Raw genomic sequence first — 18,091 nt, 5'->3', positions numbered from 1 at the left:
TCAGGCCAGCGCGTTCGCCTTTGCGCGCGCCCGCTGGTTGGACGCGTAGATGTTGTCGCCCGCAAGCGGCGCCGCGGCCTGCACCGCGGCAATCCAGGCGTCCGTGCTCACCACCGCGGCGAAGCGCGACTGCATCACCACGCTGAACACGCGGTGAATCTCCTCCGCGCTGGCAAAGCCGGCGTCGTTCTCGTAGGGCACCGAGCCCGTCGCATCCTTCAGGAACTCCACCTTGAGCCCGGCGTGGGTCGCTTCGAACACCGTCGAGGCGTCGCAGTTGTGGGTCATGTAGCCGGCCACCGCGATGGTGTCGATGCCGCGTCCGGCAAGCCATGCGGCGAGGTCCGTGCCCGCGAACGCACTGGGCAGCGACTTCTCGACGTAGTGGTCATGCGCGCGCGATGCCACCACGGCATGCAGTTCGGCGCCCACGGTGCCGCGCGCGAAGATCGGCGCACCGGCGGGCGCGAAGTTCTGCACGACCACCACCGGCACGCCGGCGGCGCGGGCGGCGTCGATGGCCCGGCCGATGTGGGCGAGCGAAATCTCGACGGGCGGATATTCGATCGGCAGATCGCCGGTGACGTACTCGTTCTGCACGTCGATCACGATAAGTGCGCGGCGCGGATTCGTTGCCATGACGGTGTATCTCCTGGACCATGAACGTTGTGTTGAGGGGATCGCCACGCCGCGGGAAAAAGAAGCGCGGCTGCGATGGAAGGCATTGTTGCGCGCCGCGGCCGCCATCGACAGTGGCCCGGATGACAACTTTCGCTAGAATTGGGCCATTCCCGTACGATGGCCTGTGCGATGCGTGCCGCCCCTGTGGCTGCCCCGGTAGTCGCCCCGGCAGCCGCCCCTGTGGCCGCCCGAGATCACGAGGTTTGCGATGACGTCCCCTGCCCCTGCTTCCCCTCCTGGCGCCCAGCCGGCAACAGCACCTGCAGCGCCCGAGGCACCCGCCATATCGGCGCCGGCTGCCCCGCGCCGCGTCGCCGTGGTCGCCTTCGACCGCATGATCCCGTTTCATCTTTCGGTGCCCTGCATCGTGTTCGGCGAGGACCGCAGCGAGGGCGGCGTGCCGCCCTTCGAACTTCTCGTGTGCGCGGCCGAGCCGGGGCCGCTCACCACCACCGCGGGCTTCACGGTCGGCGCCGCGTATGGGCTCGAGGCGCTGCGCGACGCCGAAGTGGTGGTCGTCCCGAGCTGGCGCGACGCCGAAGAGCCGCCGCCCGCCGCGCTCATCCAGGCGCTGCGCGAAGCCCACGCACGCGGCGCGATTCTCGTCGGCCTGTGTCTCGGCGCCTTCGTGCTGGCCCACGCGGGCCTGCTGGACGGCCGCCCCGCCACCACGCACTGGGCCGCGGCCGACGCCTTCGCGCGCCAGTTCCCGCAGGTGCGCTTCGACCCGGACGTGCTCTACGTCGATGACGGCGATCTGCTGACCTCCGCCGGCACCGCCGCGGGACTCGACTGCTGCCTGCATCTGCTGCGGCGGCTGTGCGGCACGCCGGCGGCGAATTACGTCGCTCGGCGCCTTGTGGTGCCGCCGCACCGCCAGGGCAATCAGGCACAGTACGTCCAGCAGCCGGTCGCGCCGCGCGGCCGCGGCGACCGGCTCTCGGGCCTGCTCGACTGGATCCGCGCCCACCTCGACGCGCCGCACACGCTGGATTCGCTCGCAAGCCGCGCGCTGATGAGCCGGCGCACCTTCACGCGCCAGTTCCGGCTGACGACCGGATCGACGGTCACGGCATGGCTGCTCGGCGAGCGGCTCGCCCGGGCGCAGCAACTGCTGGAAACGACGGATCAGCCGATCGATGCGATTGCCCAGCGCGCGGGCTTCGGCTCGCCGGCGTCGTTGCGTGCGCACTTTCTGGAGGCGTTCAGGACATCGCCGTCGTCGTGGCGGCGCGAGTTCCGCGGGCTGTGAGCGAGGCGGCGAGGCGCGCGATGCTTCGCGCGCCCAGAGGGAAACGCCAAGGAGAGAGAGCGGCGCCCGTCAGCCGCCGGTGAAGAACCGCGCGGCGTAGAGCAGCAGCGCGACGAAGAAGATGAGCGCGGCCCAGGCCCAGTTGGGCATGGCATGCGGCGCCGGTTCATGCCGCAGCGTGCTCGTGGCCCGGCCGGAGAGCGTGCCGCCATGATGCTGCGGCAGCAGATGCGCGCGCCGCGCAACGCCCGACAGGCTGATCGGCCGCAGGAACACGTGCGTGCGGCGCGGCTCCTTGCCCGCGACGCGGTTCGGCCCCTTGCCGTGCTTCGCTTCGATCACGGCGCAGAATTCGGTGAAAAAGTCGTCGGCGACTTCGTGCAGCGCGTTTTCGAGCTGGCGCGAAGGCAGTTCGGCAAGCGGCCCCGTGAGCGTGGCCCAGACCGAATAGTCGATGCGCGTGCTCGTGCCCTTGCGGATACCGGCCGGACCGCCCGGATGGTCGTCGGCGCGCAGCGCGACGTCGATCTGGCCGCGCAGCGAGCCGATGCCGTCGGCGCGCGCACGAAAGCTCAGCACGCGGCGCGGCAAAAACGGAAGCTGCGTCGTATCGTTGGCGATGTGAGCACGCACTTCGTAACGGGCGCGCAACGGGCCGAGCGGCACGGTGAGCGTCAGCGCGTACTCGCCAGGCGCGAGGCGCCGGAACGATTCGCAGTGCTCCATGCTGGCGCGCACGAGCGCGCTGTCCTGCAGCGCCTCCCAGACGGCGGACGGTGCAAGCGGAATACGTAATGCGTCGTTCAGTTCCATGGCGGCTCCCCCCGAATGCACGCTCGTGACTGGTCAGGATGTCTGATCGATGCGGTCCACGCGCGATGCGTAAAACGCCAGATAATCCTTGATGCCGCTTACGATCTCGAGCGGCGCCTCGTAACTCCACGCGACGTCTTCGACGCAGCCTTCCTCGGTGCGCAAATGGAAGTACGCCGCATCGCCCTTGTACGGGCAGTGCGAAATGCGAGAGGAGCGTTCGAGCCGCGCCATGTTGACATCGGCGCGCGGAAAATAGGCAACGTCGGGATAGCCGGTTTCGGAGAGCGTCACGGCCGCCAGCGTGTCGGCGATGGTAATGCCGCCGTGGATCACGCGCACGCGGTGACGGTTTACGGCGAGGCCGATGCGATGACCGGCTTCGTTATCGTCCGACCTGTTCGACATGTTCGCCATGTCCGGCTCCCTGACGGATTCGCGGCGGCGCCGCCGTGGCGCCCCGCGTGGCCGGCCGGTCTCTGCCCGCCGGGCCAACGCTCCTCGCACGGCAACCCAGCGCTGCGTGCGGTGGCGGCCCGGCTGTCATCCGATTAACGCCCGGCCCGTGCCTTCATTATCGGCGAAACTGCGCCCGATTGCCCAAGCGTTTACCAGTTGAACGACGCCCGGGCGCTGCCGTTCGCGCCCACCGTCACCGCCGCCGTCTTCGCCACCCCGGCGTGGCTCACGTGAACCGTATAGCGGCCCGGCGGCACCTTCACGAGCATGTAGGGACCGCGCGAGGTGGTGTCGAGCACGTCCGAGCCGTGCGCGTCGGCGATCTTCACGCGCACGTCGGCCAGAAACTCGCCGCCGGGGCCCGTGAAGCGCAGCGCGAGCGGCCATTGGCGCTCGGCGTGCTGCAACGCCCGCGATTCGTCCTGGCCCACGCCGCCCGAGACGAACGAGACGTCGCCCTGCTGCTGGATCTGCGGCATGCCGGTGCCGTTGGCATTGCCGGCGCTCGTGTTGTCGCTCGTCGAGCCGCCGACCGTGCCATTGTTTTGCTGCGCCGCAGCAGTGCCCGCGAGGCCGACGGCGAGCGCCGCCGCCAGCAGGGCCGAAGCGATGGGACGCTTGGAGAAGGCTGTTTTCATTGTGTTCGCTCCTGACAGATTGCTCGGAAGACAGGCGGCGCAAGCGGCGTGCCCGCATCGTTCGAGAGACTCGGCGTATGAATACATATAGACGATCTCTGTGTCAAATGCAGGCGTGCCGGGGCGCCCGGCGAACCCCGCAAACGACACTGCCGCCGGGGCGCGAGGCCCACGGCGGCAGTGGAAAGCGGATATCGGAAACGCTTGTCGGAAAGCAGGCGGCGATCCGGCGTTCGGGCCGGATCGCCCCGGACGCTGCGATCAGCCCAGATCGACCGGCACGAAGATCTGCGCGTTGTCGCGCTGGATCAGCAGCGCGATGCTGTTGCCGGCCTGCGCGACCATCTGCTTGAGCTGGTCGGCGCTCGACACCGGGCGGCCGTTCACGGCGAGAATCACGTCGCCGGGCTGGATGCCGGCGTTTTCCGCCGCGCCGCCCGCCTGCTCGACCATCAGGCCGTGATCGAGCGAGGCGTTGCTCTTCTCGTCCGGCGTGAGCGGGCGCACCGCCACCCCGAGGCGCCCCTGCATCTGCGCGTTCTGCCCGTCGTTCGAGGCTACCTTGGTGTCGGAGAACGAGCCGATGGTTGCGCTTACCGTCTTGGTGGTCTTGTCGCGCCAGAGCTGGATGTCAGCCTTGGTGCCGGGCTTCAGGCCCGCGATCATCGAAGGCAGATCGGACGAATCGCCCACCTGCTGGCCGTTCACCGCGAGGATCACGTCGCCGGGCTTCAGGCCCGCCTTCGCCGCCGGGCCGCCCACGTCGACCGAACTCACCAGCGCGCCGTGCGGCTTGTCCATGCCGAACGAGTCGGCGAGCGTCTGGTTCATCGACTGGACCGCCACGCCAAGACGGCCGCGGCTCACGTGGCCCGTCTTCACGAGTTCGTCCTTGACCTTCATCGCTTCGTCGATCGGAATCGCGAACGAAAGGCCCTGGAAGCCGCCCGTCTGCGAGTAGATCATCGAGTTGATGCCGATCACTTCGCCCTGCAGGTTAAAGAGCGGGCCGCCCGAGTTGCCGGGGTTCACCGGCACGTCGGTCTGGATGAACGGCGTGTAGTTCTCGTCCGGCAGCGAGCGCGACTTCGCGCTGATGATGCCCGAGGTCACGGTGTTGTCGAAGCCGTAGGGCGAGCCGATCGCGACCACCCACTGGCCCACCTTGCTCTGGTGCGGGTCGCCGATCTTCACGGTCGGCAGATCCTTCGCGTCGATCTTCAGCACGGCCACGTCGGACTGCTTGTCCGCGCCCACGACCTTCGCCTTGTATTCGCGCTTGTCGGTGAGCTTCACGGTCACGACGTTTGCGCCGTCCACGACGTGCGCATTCGTCAGAATATAGCCGTCCGGGCTGATGATGAAGCCGGAGCCGAGGCTCGTGCTGGGCGAGTCGGACTGGCCGCCGTCGTCGCCGCCGCCGGGCATGCCGCCGTAGAAGTGCTTGAAGAACTGGTAAAACGGGTCGCTCGGGTCGATGGGCAACTGCTGCGGGCCGCTGCGCATGGCCGTCTGCTTGACCACGTGCTTCGCGCTGATGTTGACGACAGCGGGGCCGTAGGTTTCGACGAGGCCCGAGAAATCGGGAATACCGGTTTTGGCGGCGGCTTCCGCCGGCATCATCGCGGCCTGGGCCGGGGTGATGACCTGCGGTGCGGGCACGTCCCGGCGCCCCGCCACGTAGCCCGCCGACAACGCGACGGCAACGGCGATCGCCACGGCACTGCGAGTAAAGACTTTTGCGTTCATTGCGGACTCCTTCAAGCGGGGTACTGGTCACGACGATATGAAGACTACGGGGTGTCGCTTAAAAGAGTCTTAAGCACGTCGCGCCCCGCCCGAGAAAGTTCCCGGGCTTTCGCGAGGAGCGGTCAAGGCGTTCAAAAAAACCGGCCGATGCGCTCAGAAACGCACATCGACCTGCAGGCCGCCCGCGGCCGAATCGCCGAGCACGATGCTGGCGTCGTGCTGGTCGGCAATCCGGCGCACGATCGCGAGCCCGAGGCCGGTGCCCGAAACGTCGGTGCGCGCCCGCGCGGCGCCCGCGCCCACGCGATAGAAGCGGTCGAATACGCGGGAGCGCTCCTGCACCGGAATGCCCGGCCCGCTGTCCGCAATGCCCACCACGGGATGCCCTTCGTCCACGCGCAGGCTCACATCGACGCGGCCGCCCGGCGGCGTGTATTTCGTTGCGTTGTCCAGCAGATTGTTCAGCATCACGCGCAACGCATCGGGGTCGCCGTGCACGGTCGCCGGCGCGCTGCCCTCGATGCCGAGATCCACGCCGCGCTGCTGCGCGACGGGCGCATACGCCGCGACGCAATCGTCGAGCAGCGCATGCAGATCGACGCTGCGCACCCGCGCATGCCCATCGGGTTCGGAGCGCGCCAGCGCGAGCAACTGTTCGGCCAGGCGCGTCGCACGCGTGACGCCCGCCTGCAGATCGGTGAGCGCTTCGCGGCGCGCCTCGTCGTCCTTTGCGCGCGCAACCAGTTGCGCCTGGATCTGCACGGCCGCGAGCGGCGTGCGCAATTCGTGCGCCGCATCGGCGACAAAGGCCTTTTGCGTGTCGAGCGCGTGCGCGAGACGCTCGAGCAGCGCGTTGAGCGCATGCACGAGCGGCGTCACTTCGCGCGGCAGTCGTTGCTCGGGCAACGGGTCGAGCGCTTCGGGGTGGCGCGTATCGAGCGCGCGCGCCACGCGCGAGAGCGGCGCGAGCCCGCGGCCCACGACGAGCCATACCGCCAGCCCCAGAAAAGGCAGCAGCACGATGAGCGGCCATAGCGTGCGCAACGCGACATTCGCGGCAAGCCGGTTGCGTACCGAAACCGGTTGCGCGAGCTGCACGACGTTGTCGCCCACGATCGCGCCGTACACGCGCCAGTCGCCGCGGTCGGTGCGCTCGGTCGAAAAACCGAGTTCGGCACGCGGCGCGAGCGGGGCGCGCGGATGCGAGTAATACATCAGGACACCGTTGCGATTCCAGATCTGCAGGACGATGCCCTCGTCGCCCGTGTCGCGCGAACTGAGGATTTCGTTGAACGGTTCGGAGGGCAGGGCCTCGGCGATCTCCTGCAACTGGTAGTCGAACAGCTCGTTGGCTTCGGCCAGCGCCTGGCGGTAGATCAGCCAGCCCGCGAGCCCCACGCCCGCCACCACGATCGCGAGCAGCCAGAACAGCAGTTGTCGTCGAATGGAACTCATCGGCGCGGGGGTCTCCCTTGCAGAGCAACGCGCGTCATGCTTCTTTCGCGATCATGTAGCCAAGGCCGCGCACGTTGCGGATCAGGTCGGCGCCGAGCTTCTTGCGCAGGGCATGGATGTAGACCTCCACGGTGTTGCTGCCGATCTCTTCGCCCCAGCCGTACATTTTCTCTTCGAGCTGGCTCTTCGAGAGCACTGCGCCCGGCCGCGCGAGCAGCGCTTCGAGCAGCGCGAATTCGCGCGCGGAAAGCGCGATCGGCACGCCGGCCTGGGTCACCTGGTGCGAGGCCGGGTCGAGCGTGATCGATCCGTGGCGGATCGTCGAGTCGCTGCGGCCCGACTGGCGGCGGATCAGCGCGCGCATGCGGGCGCCGAGTTCGTCGAGATCGAAGGGCTTGATGAGGTAGTCGTCGGCGCCGGCGTCGAGCCCTTTCACGCGGTCGGCAATCGCGTCGCGCGCCGTGAGGATCAGCACCGGCACCGAAACGCCGCGCGTGCGCAACGTGCGCAGCACGTCGAGCCCGTCGCGCCTGGGCAAGCCCAGGTCGAGCAGCATGAGATCGTAAGATTCGCCGCTCACGGCCGAAAGGGCCGACTCGCCGTCCTCGACCCAGTCCACCGCAAAGCCTTCGCCGCGCAGCGCCTTGCGCACGCCCTCGGCGATCATGCGGTCATCTTCGACTAGCAGTATTCGCATCGTATTCAATTGGCGAGGCGGCAAGCCGCTCTCGCTCGGGTTCCGGCAAATGGGAGCATTCTAGCGCCTCAACCCGCCCCCGCCGCCGATCGCATCGACGATTCGGCGAGCGATGCCGTGGCCGGCTCCCTCGCCGGGCGGGACATCCACTGCCTTTTGTTGCCTAGTTTGCGCGCGCGCCACGCGAGGTCTTTACAATGAGCGCTTTTGCGGCGAACGGCGCCGCGACGCGCATGAGGCTTACAAAATGCGTATCGCGCCGCGCCGTGCGCCCTGCCCCAATTTCGCGCCTGCGCGCGCTCCTTGCACTGCCCGTTTTCGTCCGACGCTCCCCATGCCCGCCGCCTTGTTGTCCGCCTCGATGCCTTCCGCGCTGTCCCGTCTTCGCTCCCTGCTTCGCTCCCTGCCTCGCCGCCGCGCGCCGGGCGCGCCGCTCGCGATCCGCTTTGCCTGCGCCACCCTCGCGGCGAGTTTCGCCGCCATGCCCGCCGCCTACGCGCAGCCCGCGGGCGCGCGCCTGCCCACGGTGAACGTGAGCACCTCGCTGCCGCCCTCGGTGATGGCCGGTCTCGAGCACGCCCACGTGCCGCTTTCGGCAGTGAGCGTGGTGATCGAAAAAGTGGGCGACCGCCAGCCGAGCGTCGCCGTCAACGCGGGTCAGCCGATGATGCCCGCCTCCACGATGAAGCTCGTCACCACGTGGAGCGGCCTCTCGATGCTCGGCCCCGACTATCGCTGGAAAACCAGCGCCTATACCAACGGCGAAGTCGATGCCGCCGGCACGCTGCACGGCAACCTCTACATCAAGGGCACGGGCGACCCGAAGCTCGTGCCGGAAGAGCTGATCGACCTCGTGCAGAAGATCCGCGCGGCGGGCATCGCGCGCATCGAAGGCACGCTCGTGCTCGACAAGAGCGAGTTCGACGCCTCCACGCGAGACCTGCCCTCGTTCGACGGCGACGAAAGCGCGCCCTACAACGTCGGCCCCGATCCGCTGATGTACGCGTTCAAGTCCGTGTCGTTCACGTTCCAGCCCTCGCGCGAAGGCGTGTCGATCGACGTCGTGCCGCCCGTCGCGCAATGGCAGATCGATAACCATATCCGCGAGCGCGGCGGCGCCTGCCGCGGCCTCCTGCCCTCGCCGCAGATCGCCCCCGGTCAGAACGGGCTCGTCACGGCGAGCTTCGACGGCAGCTACGCGCTCGGCTGCGGCGAGCGCACGCTCAACATGGCCGCGCCCGTCGATCACAGCACCTTCTTCGCCGATGGCTTCCTCGCGCTGTGGCAGCAGGCGGGCGGCACCTTCGGCGGCACCGTGCAGGACGGCGTCGTGCCGCCGCACGCGCGCCTTCTCGCGGTACACGAAAGCCCGCCGCTCGCCGACGTGGTGCACGACATCAACAAGTTCAGCAACAACGTGATGGCGCGCAACCTGTTCCTGACGCTCGGCGCCGTGGAGGGCAAGCCGCCCGCCACCACGACGAAGGCGGCCACCGCCGTCACCACGTTCCTGCGCAGAAGCGGCCTGAACATGCCCGAACTCGTGCTCGACAACGGCTGCGGCCTCTCGCGCGAAGAACACATCAGCGCGCTTTCGCTCGCGAGCCTGCTGCAGGCCGCGAACGCGAGCCCCGTGGCGCAGCCCTTCATCGATTCGCTGCCGGTGGCCGGCGTGGACGGCACGATGCGCAACCGCCTGACTAACGCCCCGGTGGGCGGCAACGCGCATATCAAGACCGGCACGCTGCGCGACGTGCGCGCGATTGCGGGCTACGTCGCCGCGCAAAGCGGCGAGACGTGGATCGTCGTGAGCATCATCAACGACTCGCACGCGGAAGCCGCGCGCGAGGCCCACGACGCGCTGCTCGAATGGGTCTACAAGGGCATGCCCGAGGAAGCGCCCGTGTATGTGGAAGCGCATCCCAAGCGGGCCGCGAAGCATCTCCGTAAAAACCCGCAACGCCATATCGCCCACTGAGCGCACACTAAAGCGCCTACTGCGCACACACCGGGCCCGTGCCGCGCAGACGGCGGGCTCCCCTCCCCTGCGCCGCCCGTCCCGCGGGCGGCGGACCGAAGTTTTCCTCTAGCAAAGCCACGTGAGACGCGCGCGTTAGACGTGTACCCTGACGGGCATTGTCCGGCGGCGCACACGCCCCGGACCGCCTGCGGCCCATGCCGGCACGACAGGACAACGAAAGGACAACAACGCCGCGCTGCAATGCAGCGCCGCTACCGGGACGAAGAGGAGGACGAGGCTCATGCAGTTCGATGCGCAATGGCTGCTGCTCGCGCTCGCCCCCGTGTTTCTCGGCTGCATCGGCTGGGAAGCCTGGCACCTCGCCCGCACGCGCCCCGGCGGCGCGCTCTACAGCTGGCCCGATACGCTCTGCAACGCCGCGCTCGCACTCATGCACCAGGGCGCCGACAAGCTCGCCTGGCTCGTCGCCATTCCGGTCTATGCCTACGTCTACCGCCACTTCCGCCTCATCTCGTGGCAGCCGGGCTGGATCGCGTGGCTCGTGCTGTTCGTCGCTCAGGACTTCCTCTATTACTTCTTTCACCGCGCGAGCCACCGCGTACGCTGGCTCTGGGCCGCGCATGTGGTTCATCACTCGTCGGGGCGGCTCAATCTGTCCACGGCATTCCGCCAGAGCCTCATGTACCCCGTCGCCGGCATGTGGGTGTTCTGGATTCCGCTCGCCGTGATCGGCTTCACGCCCACGCAGATCGTGGGCATCGTGCTCGTCAATCTCGCGTTCCAGTTCTTCGTGCATACGCAGGCCATCGGCAAGCTCGGCTGGCTCGAATACGTGTTCAATACGCCGTCGATGCATCGCGTTCATCACGCGCGCAACGACCGCTATATCGACCGCAACTACGCCGGCGTGCTGGCGATCTGGGACCGGCTGTTCGGCAGCTACGTCGAGGAGGAAGCGGGCGATCCGCCCGTGTACGGCATCGTCGAGCCGCTCAACAGCTATAACCCGCTGAAGGCGACTTTCCACGAATGGATGTCGATGGCACGCGACGTCGTGCGGGTGCGCGGCTGGCGCGAGCGTTTCGCAGCGGTTTTCGCGCCGCCCGAGTGGGCCGCACGCTTTCATGCGCAACAGGCGGCGCTGGCCGCGGCCGGCGGCGGCGTGCCTCAAAACAACACCAGGGGCGAGCAGGGATCGCGCGAAACCTGAAAGATTCGGTAGTCTGTCGGCCTTGCCCCAAGGGGAACCGCAAGTCAGGGCGGACCGGCATTACATGGCGTCACAGGCCACAACAGAGGAGATGAAGTGAACATGAAGCATCGAGCACCGGGACACCGTACGCTGCTGCGCACGACGCAGATCGCCATCGCGAGCGCGACCTTCGCGCTGCTGGCCGCCTGCGGCGGCGGCAGTGGTGGCAGCAACAGTTCGAGCACTCCGCCGTCTGGCGTCAACATGCAAGTGGTGGCCTTCGGCACGAGCCTCTCCGACGCGGGCACGTATTCGCCGCAGATCGGGCCGGGCTTCGGCGGCGGCCGCTTCACGACCAACCCGGGCGAAGTCTGGACGCAGAAGGTGTCCGAGTACTTCGGCAACACGCTCTCGCCGGCCTTCGAAGGCGGCTTTGGCCTGCCGCTCTCGGCAACGGGCGGCTTCGACTACGCGCAGGGCGGCGCGATGGTGTACACGGGCGGCGTGAGCAACACCAGCGCCGTGATCCCGGCCGCGAGCGAGCAGCCGGTCACGTGGCAGGTGACCCAGTACCTCGCGCAGCACACGAGCTTCAGCGCGAACCAGCTCGTGCTGGTCGAAGGCGGCGCGAACGAAATTCTCGGCCTGCTCGATTCGAACGGCGCGGGTCTGGCGTCGTTCGGCGCGGCGCTCGCGGCGCCGGCGTTCCAGGCGCTCCTCGCCAACACGAGCGCCCAGGCGAGCGCGATCGCCAGCCTCGAAGCGCAGGGCTTCACGGCCGCGCAGGCCCAGGCCCTCGTGCCGGCCGCCCTCCTGCTCCAGTACATCCAGATCGATCCGACCGCCTCCACCGACTTCGCTTCGGTGATGCCGATCCTCAACGCAGCGGGCGAACTGGCCACCATCGTCAACACGCAGATCGCCGGCACGCCGAAGGTCGCGGTCGTCACGGTGCCCGATATCGGCAAGACGCCGGCGGCACTCGCAGCCGACGCGGCAGCCAAGGCCACGCCGGGTTCGGCAAGCGCGCCCGACCAGGCGCTCTCGCTCATCACGGCGGCCTACAACCTCACGCTGCTCAAGGGCCTGGCGCCGTCGATCGCGGCCAGGAAGGTCATCCCGGTCGATACGTTCTCGTGGCTCGACTCGACGCTCCAGAACGCCGCGAGCCTCGGCTTCACGGTGACGAACACGAGCACGGCCTGCAACCTCACGCAGATGCAGACCGACGCGACCAACTTCGCGCTGGCCAACCCGCAAGCGACGCTCGGCCTGCCGGCCTCGACGCCTGCGGCGGAGCTCCAGGCCGCGGCGGCCGTGTACGGCAGCAACTTCGCGAGCTCGCTGTTCTGCTCGCCGCAGACGCTGACGGCAGCCAATGCGCCGACGACCTACATGTTCGCGGATCTCGTGCACCCGACCACCGAACTGCACGCGCAATTCGCTGCGTACGTGGAAACGCAACTGGCGGCCGCCGGTATCGGCAAGGCACCGCAGTAAGCGCTCGCGCACCGGGTTGCGCCGGTGCAAAAGGAAACACCCCACGCGCTTCGAGTGCGTGGGGTGTTTTTTATTCCGGCCGGTTGAATGCGCGTTGAGGAGTACCAGGCCCCGAACGCCCTACTCCTGCGCCTCGAACGCCGCCGCCGCCCGTCCCAGCCGGTCGTTCACGGCGATCCATTCGATCGTCCCGGGCAGCTTTTCGATGAGGATGCGCGCGACATTCGCGCGATCGAGCGCGCGCAGCAAGCCATAAAGTTCGCGCGCGTAGGCTTGCGGATCTTCCGGCGCGGCAACGAAATGCACGCCGGGCGCGCCCGCCCATGCCCCCGCCCGCGAAGCGCGCGCCACCAGCGCCACCGCCTCGCCTTGCGCGGCCGCCGCGGCAAGCATCGGCTCCAGTGCGTCGAACGGCAGCAGCGCGAGCGGCGTGCGCGGCGCGTAGTGCGCCTTCAGCGTGCCGGAGGCGCGCGGCGCCGTGGCATCCGATCCGTCGGGCAGGCGCGGCGCCTCGCCCAGCACCTGCGCGATGTCGTGCGGCGTGATATGGCCCGGGCGCAGCAGCGCCGGAAAGCCGCGCGAGAGGTCGAGGATGGTCGATTCGATGCCGACGTCGCACGCGCCGCCGTCGAGCACGTGCACCGCTGCACCGAACTCGTCGCGCACGTGCTGCGCCGTGGTGGGGCTCACATGGCCGAAGCGGTTCGCCGAAGGCGCCGCCACCCCGCCATGGCCGCCCCGTCGCTTCGAGAAAGCCGCGAGCAGCTTCTGCGCCACCGGGTGCGACGGACAGCGCAGGCCCACCGAATCCTGGCCGCCGCTCACGGCGTCGGGTATGCGCGGATGACGCTTCACGATCAGCGTGAGCGGGCCGGGCCAGAATGCCGCGACCAGCTTCTGCGCCGCCTCGGGCCACTCGGCGGCCCAGTATTCGGGGTCGCCGTCCGGCGGCAGATGCACGATCACCGGATGGTTGGCCGGCCGCCCCTTCGCCGCATAGATGCGCGCGACGGCGTCGGGATTCGCGGCGTCGCCGCCGAGGCCGTAGACGGTCTCGGTCGGAAAGGCGACAAGCTCGCCCGCGTCGAGCAGCGCGGCGGCGGCATCGATCCCGGCATCGCTCACGGGCAGCGAAGCAGCGCTATGTTGCGGCTGATCGGTCATGACGTTGCGCTTTCAGCCCGTGACGATATGCAGGAGGCGCGCGCAATCGCGCGCCGCCGTGCGGGCTTCGTCGAGCGTCGGCGCCGTGAAGTTCACGTGACCCATCTTGCGGCCCGGACGCGCCTCTTCCTTGCCGTACAGATGCAGGCGCGCGGCCGGCATCGCGGCCACCTGGTCCCACGGCGGCGTGACCGGCGCCGCCACCGAACGCGGTCCCTGCGGGGCCTTCGCCTCGCCTGCGCCCGCCGGGAACCACACGTCGCCGAGAATGTTGAGCATCACGGCCGGCGAGTGCTGGCGCGGGTCGCCCAGCGGCATGGCCGTCATCGCGCGCACCTGCTGCTCGAACTGGCTCGTCGCGCACGCGTCGGTCGTGTAGTGGCCCGAGTTGTGCGGGCGCGGCGCCATTTCGTTGGCGACGAGCGAGCCGTCTTCGAGGATGAAGAATTCGACGCACAGCACGCCCACGTAGCCGAGCTTCGCCGCGATCTGCAGCGCCGCCTGCTGGGCCTGCTGCACGAGCGTCGGGCTCGCGTCGGGTGCGGGCACGATGGTGTGCGACAGCACGCCGTGGCGGTGCGTGTTCTGCGCAAGCGGATACACTGCGCTCGCGCCATTGGCGCCGCGCGCGATCAGCGCGCTCACCTCGAACTTCAGCGGCAGGCGCTTTTCCAGCACGCACGGCACGCCGCCGAGCGCGGCATGCGCTTCGCGCACTTCTTCGGCGTTGCCCACCCGCACCTGGCCCTTGCCGTCGTAGCCGAGGCGCGCCGTCTTGAGGATGCCGGGCAGCACGGCGGCGAGCGCGGCATCGTCGATGCCGGCAAGCGCCTGGGACGACTCGATCACCACGTGCGGCGCGACCGGCACGCCGGCCGAGGCGATAAAGCGCTTTTCGGCGATGCGGTCCTGCGCCACGGCCACGCAGCGCCCGGCCGGGCTCACGAAGGTCGATTTCGCGAGGGCGTCGAGGCTCGCGGCCGGCACGTTCTCGAATTCGGTGGAGACGGCCGCGCACAGGCGCGAGAGTTCGGTCAGCGCGGCTTCGTCGTCGTAGGCTGCGCGCAGATGGCGGTCCGCGACGGTGCCCGCGGGGCTCGCGGGATCGGGGTCGAGCACGGCAACGCGATAGCCCATCGCCTGGGCCGCGAAGCAGAACATGCGGCCGAGCTGGCCGCCGCCCACCATGCCCAGCCAGGCGCCGGGCAGGATCGGGGAAACCGGAGTGTTGTCAGGGTTCATTTGAGCCTCCGCCGGGCCGCCGGGACAGCGCGCGCCCAGGCGAGCGTGGGGTTCTTTTCGGGACGATGGCGCTCACAGCGCCGGCAATACCATCGCGTGCGCAGCTTCGTTCTGGCGCACGCGGAACGCAGCCAGCCTGTTCGCATAATCGACGTCGGTGCCGCTCAGGATCGAGACGGCGAAGAGCGCCGCATTGGCCGCGCCCGCCTCGCCGATGGCGAAGGTCGCAACCGGCACGCCCTTGGGCATCTGCACGATCGAATGCAGCGAATCCACGCCCTTCAGATACTTGCTCGCGACCGGCACGCCCAGCACGGGCACCGTGGTCTTGGCCGCCAGCATGCCCGGCAGGTGCGCCGCGCCGCCCGCGCCCGCGATAATCGCGCGCAGGCCGCGTTCGCGGGCGTTTTCCGCGTACGCGAACATCTCGTCGGGCATGCGGTGCGCCGAGACCACCTTCGCCTCGTACGCGACGCCGAACTCCTGGAGGATCGCGACCGCGTGCTTCATCGTTTCCCAGTCGGAGCTGGAGCCCATCAGCACGCCGACGAGCGGCGCCGCGTGCTGGTGAGCCGTCTGTACTTCACTCATGTGCTTCCTTTCCCTTCCCGCTTGAATCCGCGCCGTGCGCGCCGTTACGCCAGCTTCTGGCCGGTGAGGCGCTCGAGCGCCTCCTGATACTTCGCCGAGGTCTTCTCGACCACTTCGTCCGGCAGCTTCGGCGCCGGCGGCTCTTTCTTCCAGTCCTGGGTTTCGAGCCAGTCACGCACGAACTGCTTGTCGAACGAGGGCGGGTTCGAGCCCACCTGGTACTGGTCGGCCGGCCAGAAACGCGACGAGTCGGCCGTCAGCGCCTCGTCCATCAGATAGAGCTGGCCCTGGTTGTCGAGACCGAATTCGAACTTCGTGTCGGCGATGATGATGCCGCGCGTGGCCGCGTAGTCGGCCGCTTCCTTGTACAGCCGGATCGAAATCTCTTTGATGGTGCGCGAAAGCTCGGTGCCGATGCGGCGCTCCATCTCTTCGTAGGTGATGTTCTCGTCGTGATGGCCCATTTCGGCCTTGGCCGCCGGCGTGAAGATCGGCTCGGGCAGCTTCTGCGCATTCGAGAGGCCCGGCGGCAGTTCCACGCCGCACACGGCGCCCGTCGCCTGGTAGTCCTTCCAGCCGCTGCCGGCCAGATAGCCGCGCACGACGGCTTCCACGAGAATCGGCTCGAGGCGCTTCACCACCACGGCGCGGCCCTTCACCTGCTCCACTTCGTCCGGCGCCACGACCGTTTCCGGCGCCACGCCCGTGAGGTGGTTCGGCACGACGTGCTTGAGTTTTTCGAACCAGAAGTCGGCCATCTGGTTGAGCACCTGGCCCTTCCCCGGAATCGGCTCGCCCATGATCACGTCGAACGCCGAAAGGCGATCGGTGGTGACGATCAGGAGCTTGTCGTTGCCCACGGCATAGTTGTCGCGGACCTTGCCGCGGCCGAGTAGCGGCAGCGAGCGCAGCGTGGATTCGTAGAGGGTAGACATCGTCGTGATTCGCTATGAAAACGTGGCGGGACCGGCATGAAAACCGGACCAATAGGGTAAATCAAAAAGCCTGTCGCCGTTTCCCCAGCCGGCGGAAACGGCGACGATCCTGCATGGGCGCCGGGGCGCAGACCCGCCGCACCGGCCGGGCTGCGCGGCGCCGCCCGTCAGCGGACGATCTGCGCGAGCTCGCCCGACTTGTACTTCCCGGCGATCTTGTCCAGCGACACCGGCTTGATCTTGCCCGCCTGGCCTTCGCAGCCGAACGCCAGGTAGCGGTCCACGCACACCTTCTTCGCGGCTTCGCGGGCCGGCTTCAGGTAGTCGCGCGGATCGAACTTCGACGGGTTCTGATACATGTAGCGGCGGATCGCGCCGGTAATGGCCAGACGCAGGTCCGTGTCGATGTTGATCTTGCGCACGCCGTGACGGATGCCTTCCTGGATCTCCTCCACCGGCACGCCGTAGGTTTCCTTCATGTCGCCGCCGAATTCGCGGATTTCCGCGAGCAGTTCCTGCGGCACCGAGGACGAACCGTGCATCACGAGGTGCGTGTTCGGGATGCGCGCGTGGATTTCCTTGATGCGCTGGATCGACAGGATGTCGCCCGTGGGCTTCTTCGAAAACTTGTACGCGCCGTGCGAGGTGCCGATCGCGATGGCGAGCGCGTCGCACTGCGTGAGCTTCACGAAGTCGGCGGCCTGCTCCGGATCGGTCAGGAGCTGCTCGCGCGTCATGGTGCCTTCGGCACCGTGACCGTCCTCCTTGTCGCCCTTCATCGTTTCCAGCGAACCGAGCACGCCCAGTTCCGCTTCCACCGTCACGCCGATCGAGTGGGCCATTTCCACGACCTTGCGCGACACTTCGACGTTGTATTCGTACGATGCCACCGTCTTGCCGTCGGCTTCGAGCGAGCCGTCCATCATGACGCTGGTGAAACCGCTGCGGATCGCCGCCATGCACACCGCTGGCGACTGGCCGTGATCCTGGTGCATCACGACCGGGATATGCGGATACGACTCGACCGCCGCTTCGATCAGGTGGCGCAGAAACGGCTCGCCCGCATATTTGCGCGCGCCCGCCGACGCCTGCATGATCACCGGCGCGCCAACCTGGTCGGCCGCTTCCATGATGGCCTGCACCTGTTCCAGGTTGTTCACGTTGAACGCCGGCAAGCCATAGCCGTGTTCAGCCGCATGGTCGAGCAGTTGACGCATTGAAACGAGAGGCATTGTGCTACTCCTTTGATATGAAACGAAATCCTGCGTTTCGCCGGCCATCTGACGCGGCCGGTCGAGAGCAGCCTGGCGGCCGCCGCCCGCGTGCTCGTCGCGGGCTCAATATCGGGATTTTATCGCGAAGCGGCGCCGTTCCCGGGACCTTCCGCGTAATTGGCACGAAAATGGCGTGCCGGTATGCCACAAACGCGTCAGAAACGGCGGGCACGCGCAAAAGAGATTGACAGCCTGCGCGCGGCTTTTCGCCGAATCCGGCGGCAATCGCGGCATTGGCGGTGAAAAGAGCGCCAAGTAGCGCTCAAGCGCGCCGTACGTCATGCAAGTAGCGCCTAACGGGCACCCGGATAGCATCCTTTCCGGATCCAGTCCGATACCAGTGTGACACCAGCCGACACCAGCTGACACCGGCGCGGCGCCATGCCTGGCAAGCGCGCGGGCAAAGAAGGCGCTTCCTCCCGCCCGTCCGGTTGCTACGGATGCGGCAGGAAGAAGCGCTGGAGGACT

17 protein-coding genes are annotated in these 18,091 nt (G+C 68.2%); 5 read left to right on the top strand and 12 right to left on the bottom strand.

Going from position 1 to position 18,091, the window contains the following annotated elements:
- Positions 1-639 (bottom strand): cysteine hydrolase family protein, encoded by a 639-nt coding sequence (locus BFE01S_RS12795; protein ID WP_028225846.1) that lies wholly within the window; start codon positions 637-639, stop codon positions 1-3.
- Here BFE01S_RS12795 and BFE01S_RS44235 point away from each other — a divergent pair.
- Complete coding sequence (locus BFE01S_RS44235; RefSeq protein WP_156966996.1) at positions 638-778, top strand: hypothetical protein; 141 nt, start codon at positions 638-640, stop codon at positions 776-778. The genes BFE01S_RS12795 and BFE01S_RS44235 overlap by 2 nt on opposite strands.
- A gap of 111 nt (positions 779-889) precedes the next feature.
- Positions 890-1,933 carry a helix-turn-helix domain-containing protein gene (locus tag BFE01S_RS12790; RefSeq protein ID WP_156966995.1) on the top strand — a complete coding sequence of 348 codons (1,044 nt, stop codon included), beginning with the start codon at positions 890-892 and terminating at the stop codon, positions 1,931-1,933.
- 69 nt (positions 1,934-2,002) lie between these two features.
- Here the strand turns inward: BFE01S_RS12790 and BFE01S_RS12785 are convergent, their stop codons facing one another.
- The 6 genes from BFE01S_RS12785 to BFE01S_RS12760 form a co-directional block, all read right to left on the bottom strand.
- Positions 2,003-2,746 carry a CoxG family protein gene (locus BFE01S_RS12785; RefSeq protein ID WP_028225844.1) on the bottom strand — a complete coding sequence of 248 codons (744 nt, stop codon included), beginning with the start codon at positions 2,744-2,746 and terminating at the stop codon, positions 2,003-2,005.
- Positions 2,747-2,779: 33 nt separating this feature from the next.
- Positions 2,780-3,154 carry a DUF427 domain-containing protein gene (locus BFE01S_RS12780; RefSeq protein ID WP_028225843.1) on the bottom strand — a complete coding sequence of 125 codons (375 nt, stop codon included), beginning with the start codon at positions 3,152-3,154 and terminating at the stop codon, positions 2,780-2,782.
- Between the two features lie 200 nt (positions 3,155-3,354).
- Complete coding sequence (locus BFE01S_RS12775) at positions 3,355-3,843, bottom strand: carboxypeptidase-like regulatory domain-containing protein (protein ID WP_028225842.1); 489 nt, start codon at positions 3,841-3,843, stop codon at positions 3,355-3,357.
- Positions 3,844-4,104: 261 nt separating this feature from the next.
- Complete coding sequence (locus tag BFE01S_RS12770; protein ID WP_028225841.1) at positions 4,105-5,592, bottom strand: DegQ family serine endoprotease; 1,488 nt, start codon at positions 5,590-5,592, stop codon at positions 4,105-4,107.
- A gap of 153 nt (positions 5,593-5,745) precedes the next feature.
- The gene (locus BFE01S_RS12765; RefSeq protein ID WP_028225840.1) at positions 5,746-7,047 is read right to left on the bottom strand and encodes an ATP-binding protein; all 1,302 of its coding nucleotides are present in this window, start codon (positions 7,045-7,047) and stop codon (positions 5,746-5,748) included.
- A 34-nt stretch (positions 7,048-7,081) separates the two neighbouring features.
- Entirely contained in the window at positions 7,082-7,744 is a 663-nt protein-coding gene (locus tag BFE01S_RS12760; protein ID WP_028225839.1) for a response regulator, read from the bottom strand.
- A gap of 361 nt (positions 7,745-8,105) precedes the next feature.
- On the opposite strand from BFE01S_RS12760, the gene dacB reads away from it, so the two are divergent.
- The 3 genes from dacB (at position 8,106) to BFE01S_RS12745 (ending at position 12,417) form a co-directional block, all read left to right on the top strand.
- Entirely contained in the window at positions 8,106-9,722 is a 1,617-nt protein-coding gene (gene dacB, locus BFE01S_RS12755) for a D-alanyl-D-alanine carboxypeptidase/D-alanyl-D-alanine endopeptidase (protein ID WP_042337633.1), read from the top strand.
- A gap of 283 nt (positions 9,723-10,005) precedes the next feature.
- Entirely contained in the window at positions 10,006-10,935 is a 930-nt protein-coding gene (locus tag BFE01S_RS12750; protein WP_028225837.1) for a sterol desaturase family protein, read from the top strand.
- A 102-nt stretch (positions 10,936-11,037) separates the two neighbouring features.
- Positions 11,038-12,417 carry an SGNH/GDSL hydrolase family protein gene (locus BFE01S_RS12745; protein ID WP_028225836.1) on the top strand — a complete coding sequence of 460 codons (1,380 nt, stop codon included), beginning with the start codon at positions 11,038-11,040 and terminating at the stop codon, positions 12,415-12,417.
- A 120-nt stretch (positions 12,418-12,537) separates the two neighbouring features.
- Here BFE01S_RS12745 and BFE01S_RS12740 read toward each other — a convergent pair whose 3' ends face one another.
- From BFE01S_RS12740 to fba, 5 genes are all read right to left on the bottom strand, one after another.
- The gene (locus BFE01S_RS12740; protein WP_028225835.1) at positions 12,538-13,581 is read right to left on the bottom strand and encodes an L-threonylcarbamoyladenylate synthase; all 1,044 of its coding nucleotides are present in this window, start codon (positions 13,579-13,581) and stop codon (positions 12,538-12,540) included.
- Positions 13,582-13,593: 12 nt separating this feature from the next.
- Positions 13,594-14,823 carry a 5-(carboxyamino)imidazole ribonucleotide synthase gene (locus BFE01S_RS12735; RefSeq protein WP_028225834.1) on the bottom strand — a complete coding sequence of 410 codons (1,230 nt, stop codon included), beginning with the start codon at positions 14,821-14,823 and terminating at the stop codon, positions 13,594-13,596.
- 72 nt (positions 14,824-14,895) lie between these two features.
- The gene (gene purE, locus BFE01S_RS12730; RefSeq protein ID WP_028225833.1) at positions 14,896-15,414 is read right to left on the bottom strand and encodes a 5-(carboxyamino)imidazole ribonucleotide mutase; all 519 of its coding nucleotides are present in this window, start codon (positions 15,412-15,414) and stop codon (positions 14,896-14,898) included.
- Between the two features lie 44 nt (positions 15,415-15,458).
- On the bottom strand, positions 15,459-16,349 hold the full coding sequence (locus BFE01S_RS12725; protein ID WP_028225832.1) for a phosphoribosylaminoimidazolesuccinocarboxamide synthase: 891 nt from the start codon (positions 16,347-16,349) through the stop codon (positions 15,459-15,461).
- 167 nt (positions 16,350-16,516) lie between these two features.
- Positions 16,517-17,581, bottom strand: coding sequence for a class II fructose-bisphosphate aldolase (gene fba / locus BFE01S_RS12720; RefSeq protein ID WP_028225831.1), 1,065 nt, complete (start codon positions 17,579-17,581; stop codon positions 16,517-16,519).
- Between the last annotated feature and the right edge of the window lie 510 nt (positions 17,582-18,091).

The organism is Paraburkholderia ferrariae NBRC 106233 (assembly GCF_000685035.1).
GTDB lineage: Bacteria > Pseudomonadota > Gammaproteobacteria > Burkholderiales > Burkholderiaceae > Paraburkholderia > Paraburkholderia ferrariae.
This window is presented reverse-complemented; position numbering and strand designations above follow the sequence as displayed.

Bases quoted from the DNA above. Each gene is read 5' to 3' on its own strand.
- BFE01S_RS12740 (WP_028225835.1), bottom strand. From the start codon at position 13,581: ATGACCGATCAGCCGCAACATAGCGCTGCTTCGCTGCCCGTGAGCGAT.
- BFE01S_RS12765 (WP_028225840.1), bottom strand. From the start codon at position 7,047: ATGAGTTCCATTCGACGACAACTGCTGTTCTGGCTGCTCGCGATCGTG.
- BFE01S_RS44235 (WP_156966996.1), top strand. From the start codon at position 638: ATGACGGTGTATCTCCTGGACCATGAACGTTGTGTTGAGGGGATCGCC.
- fba (WP_028225831.1), bottom strand. From the start codon at position 17,581: ATGCCTCTCGTTTCAATGCGTCAACTGCTCGACCATGCGGCTGAACAC.
- BFE01S_RS12795 (WP_028225846.1), bottom strand. From the start codon at position 639: ATGGCAACGAATCCGCGCCGCGCACTTATCGTGATCGACGTGCAGAAC.
- BFE01S_RS12735 (WP_028225834.1), bottom strand. From the start codon at position 14,823: ATGAACCCTGACAACACTCCGGTTTCCCCGATCCTGCCCGGCGCCTGG.
- BFE01S_RS12780 (WP_028225843.1), bottom strand. From the start codon at position 3,154: ATGTCGAACAGGTCGGACGATAACGAAGCCGGTCATCGCATCGGCCTC.
- BFE01S_RS12750 (WP_028225837.1), top strand. From the start codon at position 10,006: ATGCAGTTCGATGCGCAATGGCTGCTGCTCGCGCTCGCCCCCGTGTTT.
- BFE01S_RS12785 (WP_028225844.1), bottom strand. From the start codon at position 2,746: ATGGAACTGAACGACGCATTACGTATTCCGCTTGCACCGTCCGCCGTC.
- BFE01S_RS12725 (WP_028225832.1), bottom strand. From the start codon at position 16,349: ATGTCTACCCTCTACGAATCCACGCTGCGCTCGCTGCCGCTACTCGGC.
- BFE01S_RS12790 (WP_156966995.1), top strand. From the start codon at position 890: ATGACGTCCCCTGCCCCTGCTTCCCCTCCTGGCGCCCAGCCGGCAACA.
- BFE01S_RS12770 (WP_028225841.1), bottom strand. From the start codon at position 5,592: ATGAACGCAAAAGTCTTTACTCGCAGTGCCGTGGCGATCGCCGTTGCC.
- BFE01S_RS12760 (WP_028225839.1), bottom strand. From the start codon at position 7,744: ATGCGAATACTGCTAGTCGAAGATGACCGCATGATCGCCGAGGGCGTG.
- BFE01S_RS12745 (WP_028225836.1), top strand. From the start codon at position 11,038: ATGAAGCATCGAGCACCGGGACACCGTACGCTGCTGCGCACGACGCAG.
- dacB (WP_042337633.1), top strand. From the start codon at position 8,106: ATGCCTTCCGCGCTGTCCCGTCTTCGCTCCCTGCTTCGCTCCCTGCCT.
- BFE01S_RS12775 (WP_028225842.1), bottom strand. From the start codon at position 3,843: ATGAAAACAGCCTTCTCCAAGCGTCCCATCGCTTCGGCCCTGCTGGCG.
- purE (WP_028225833.1), bottom strand. From the start codon at position 15,414: ATGAGTGAAGTACAGACGGCTCACCAGCACGCGGCGCCGCTCGTCGGC.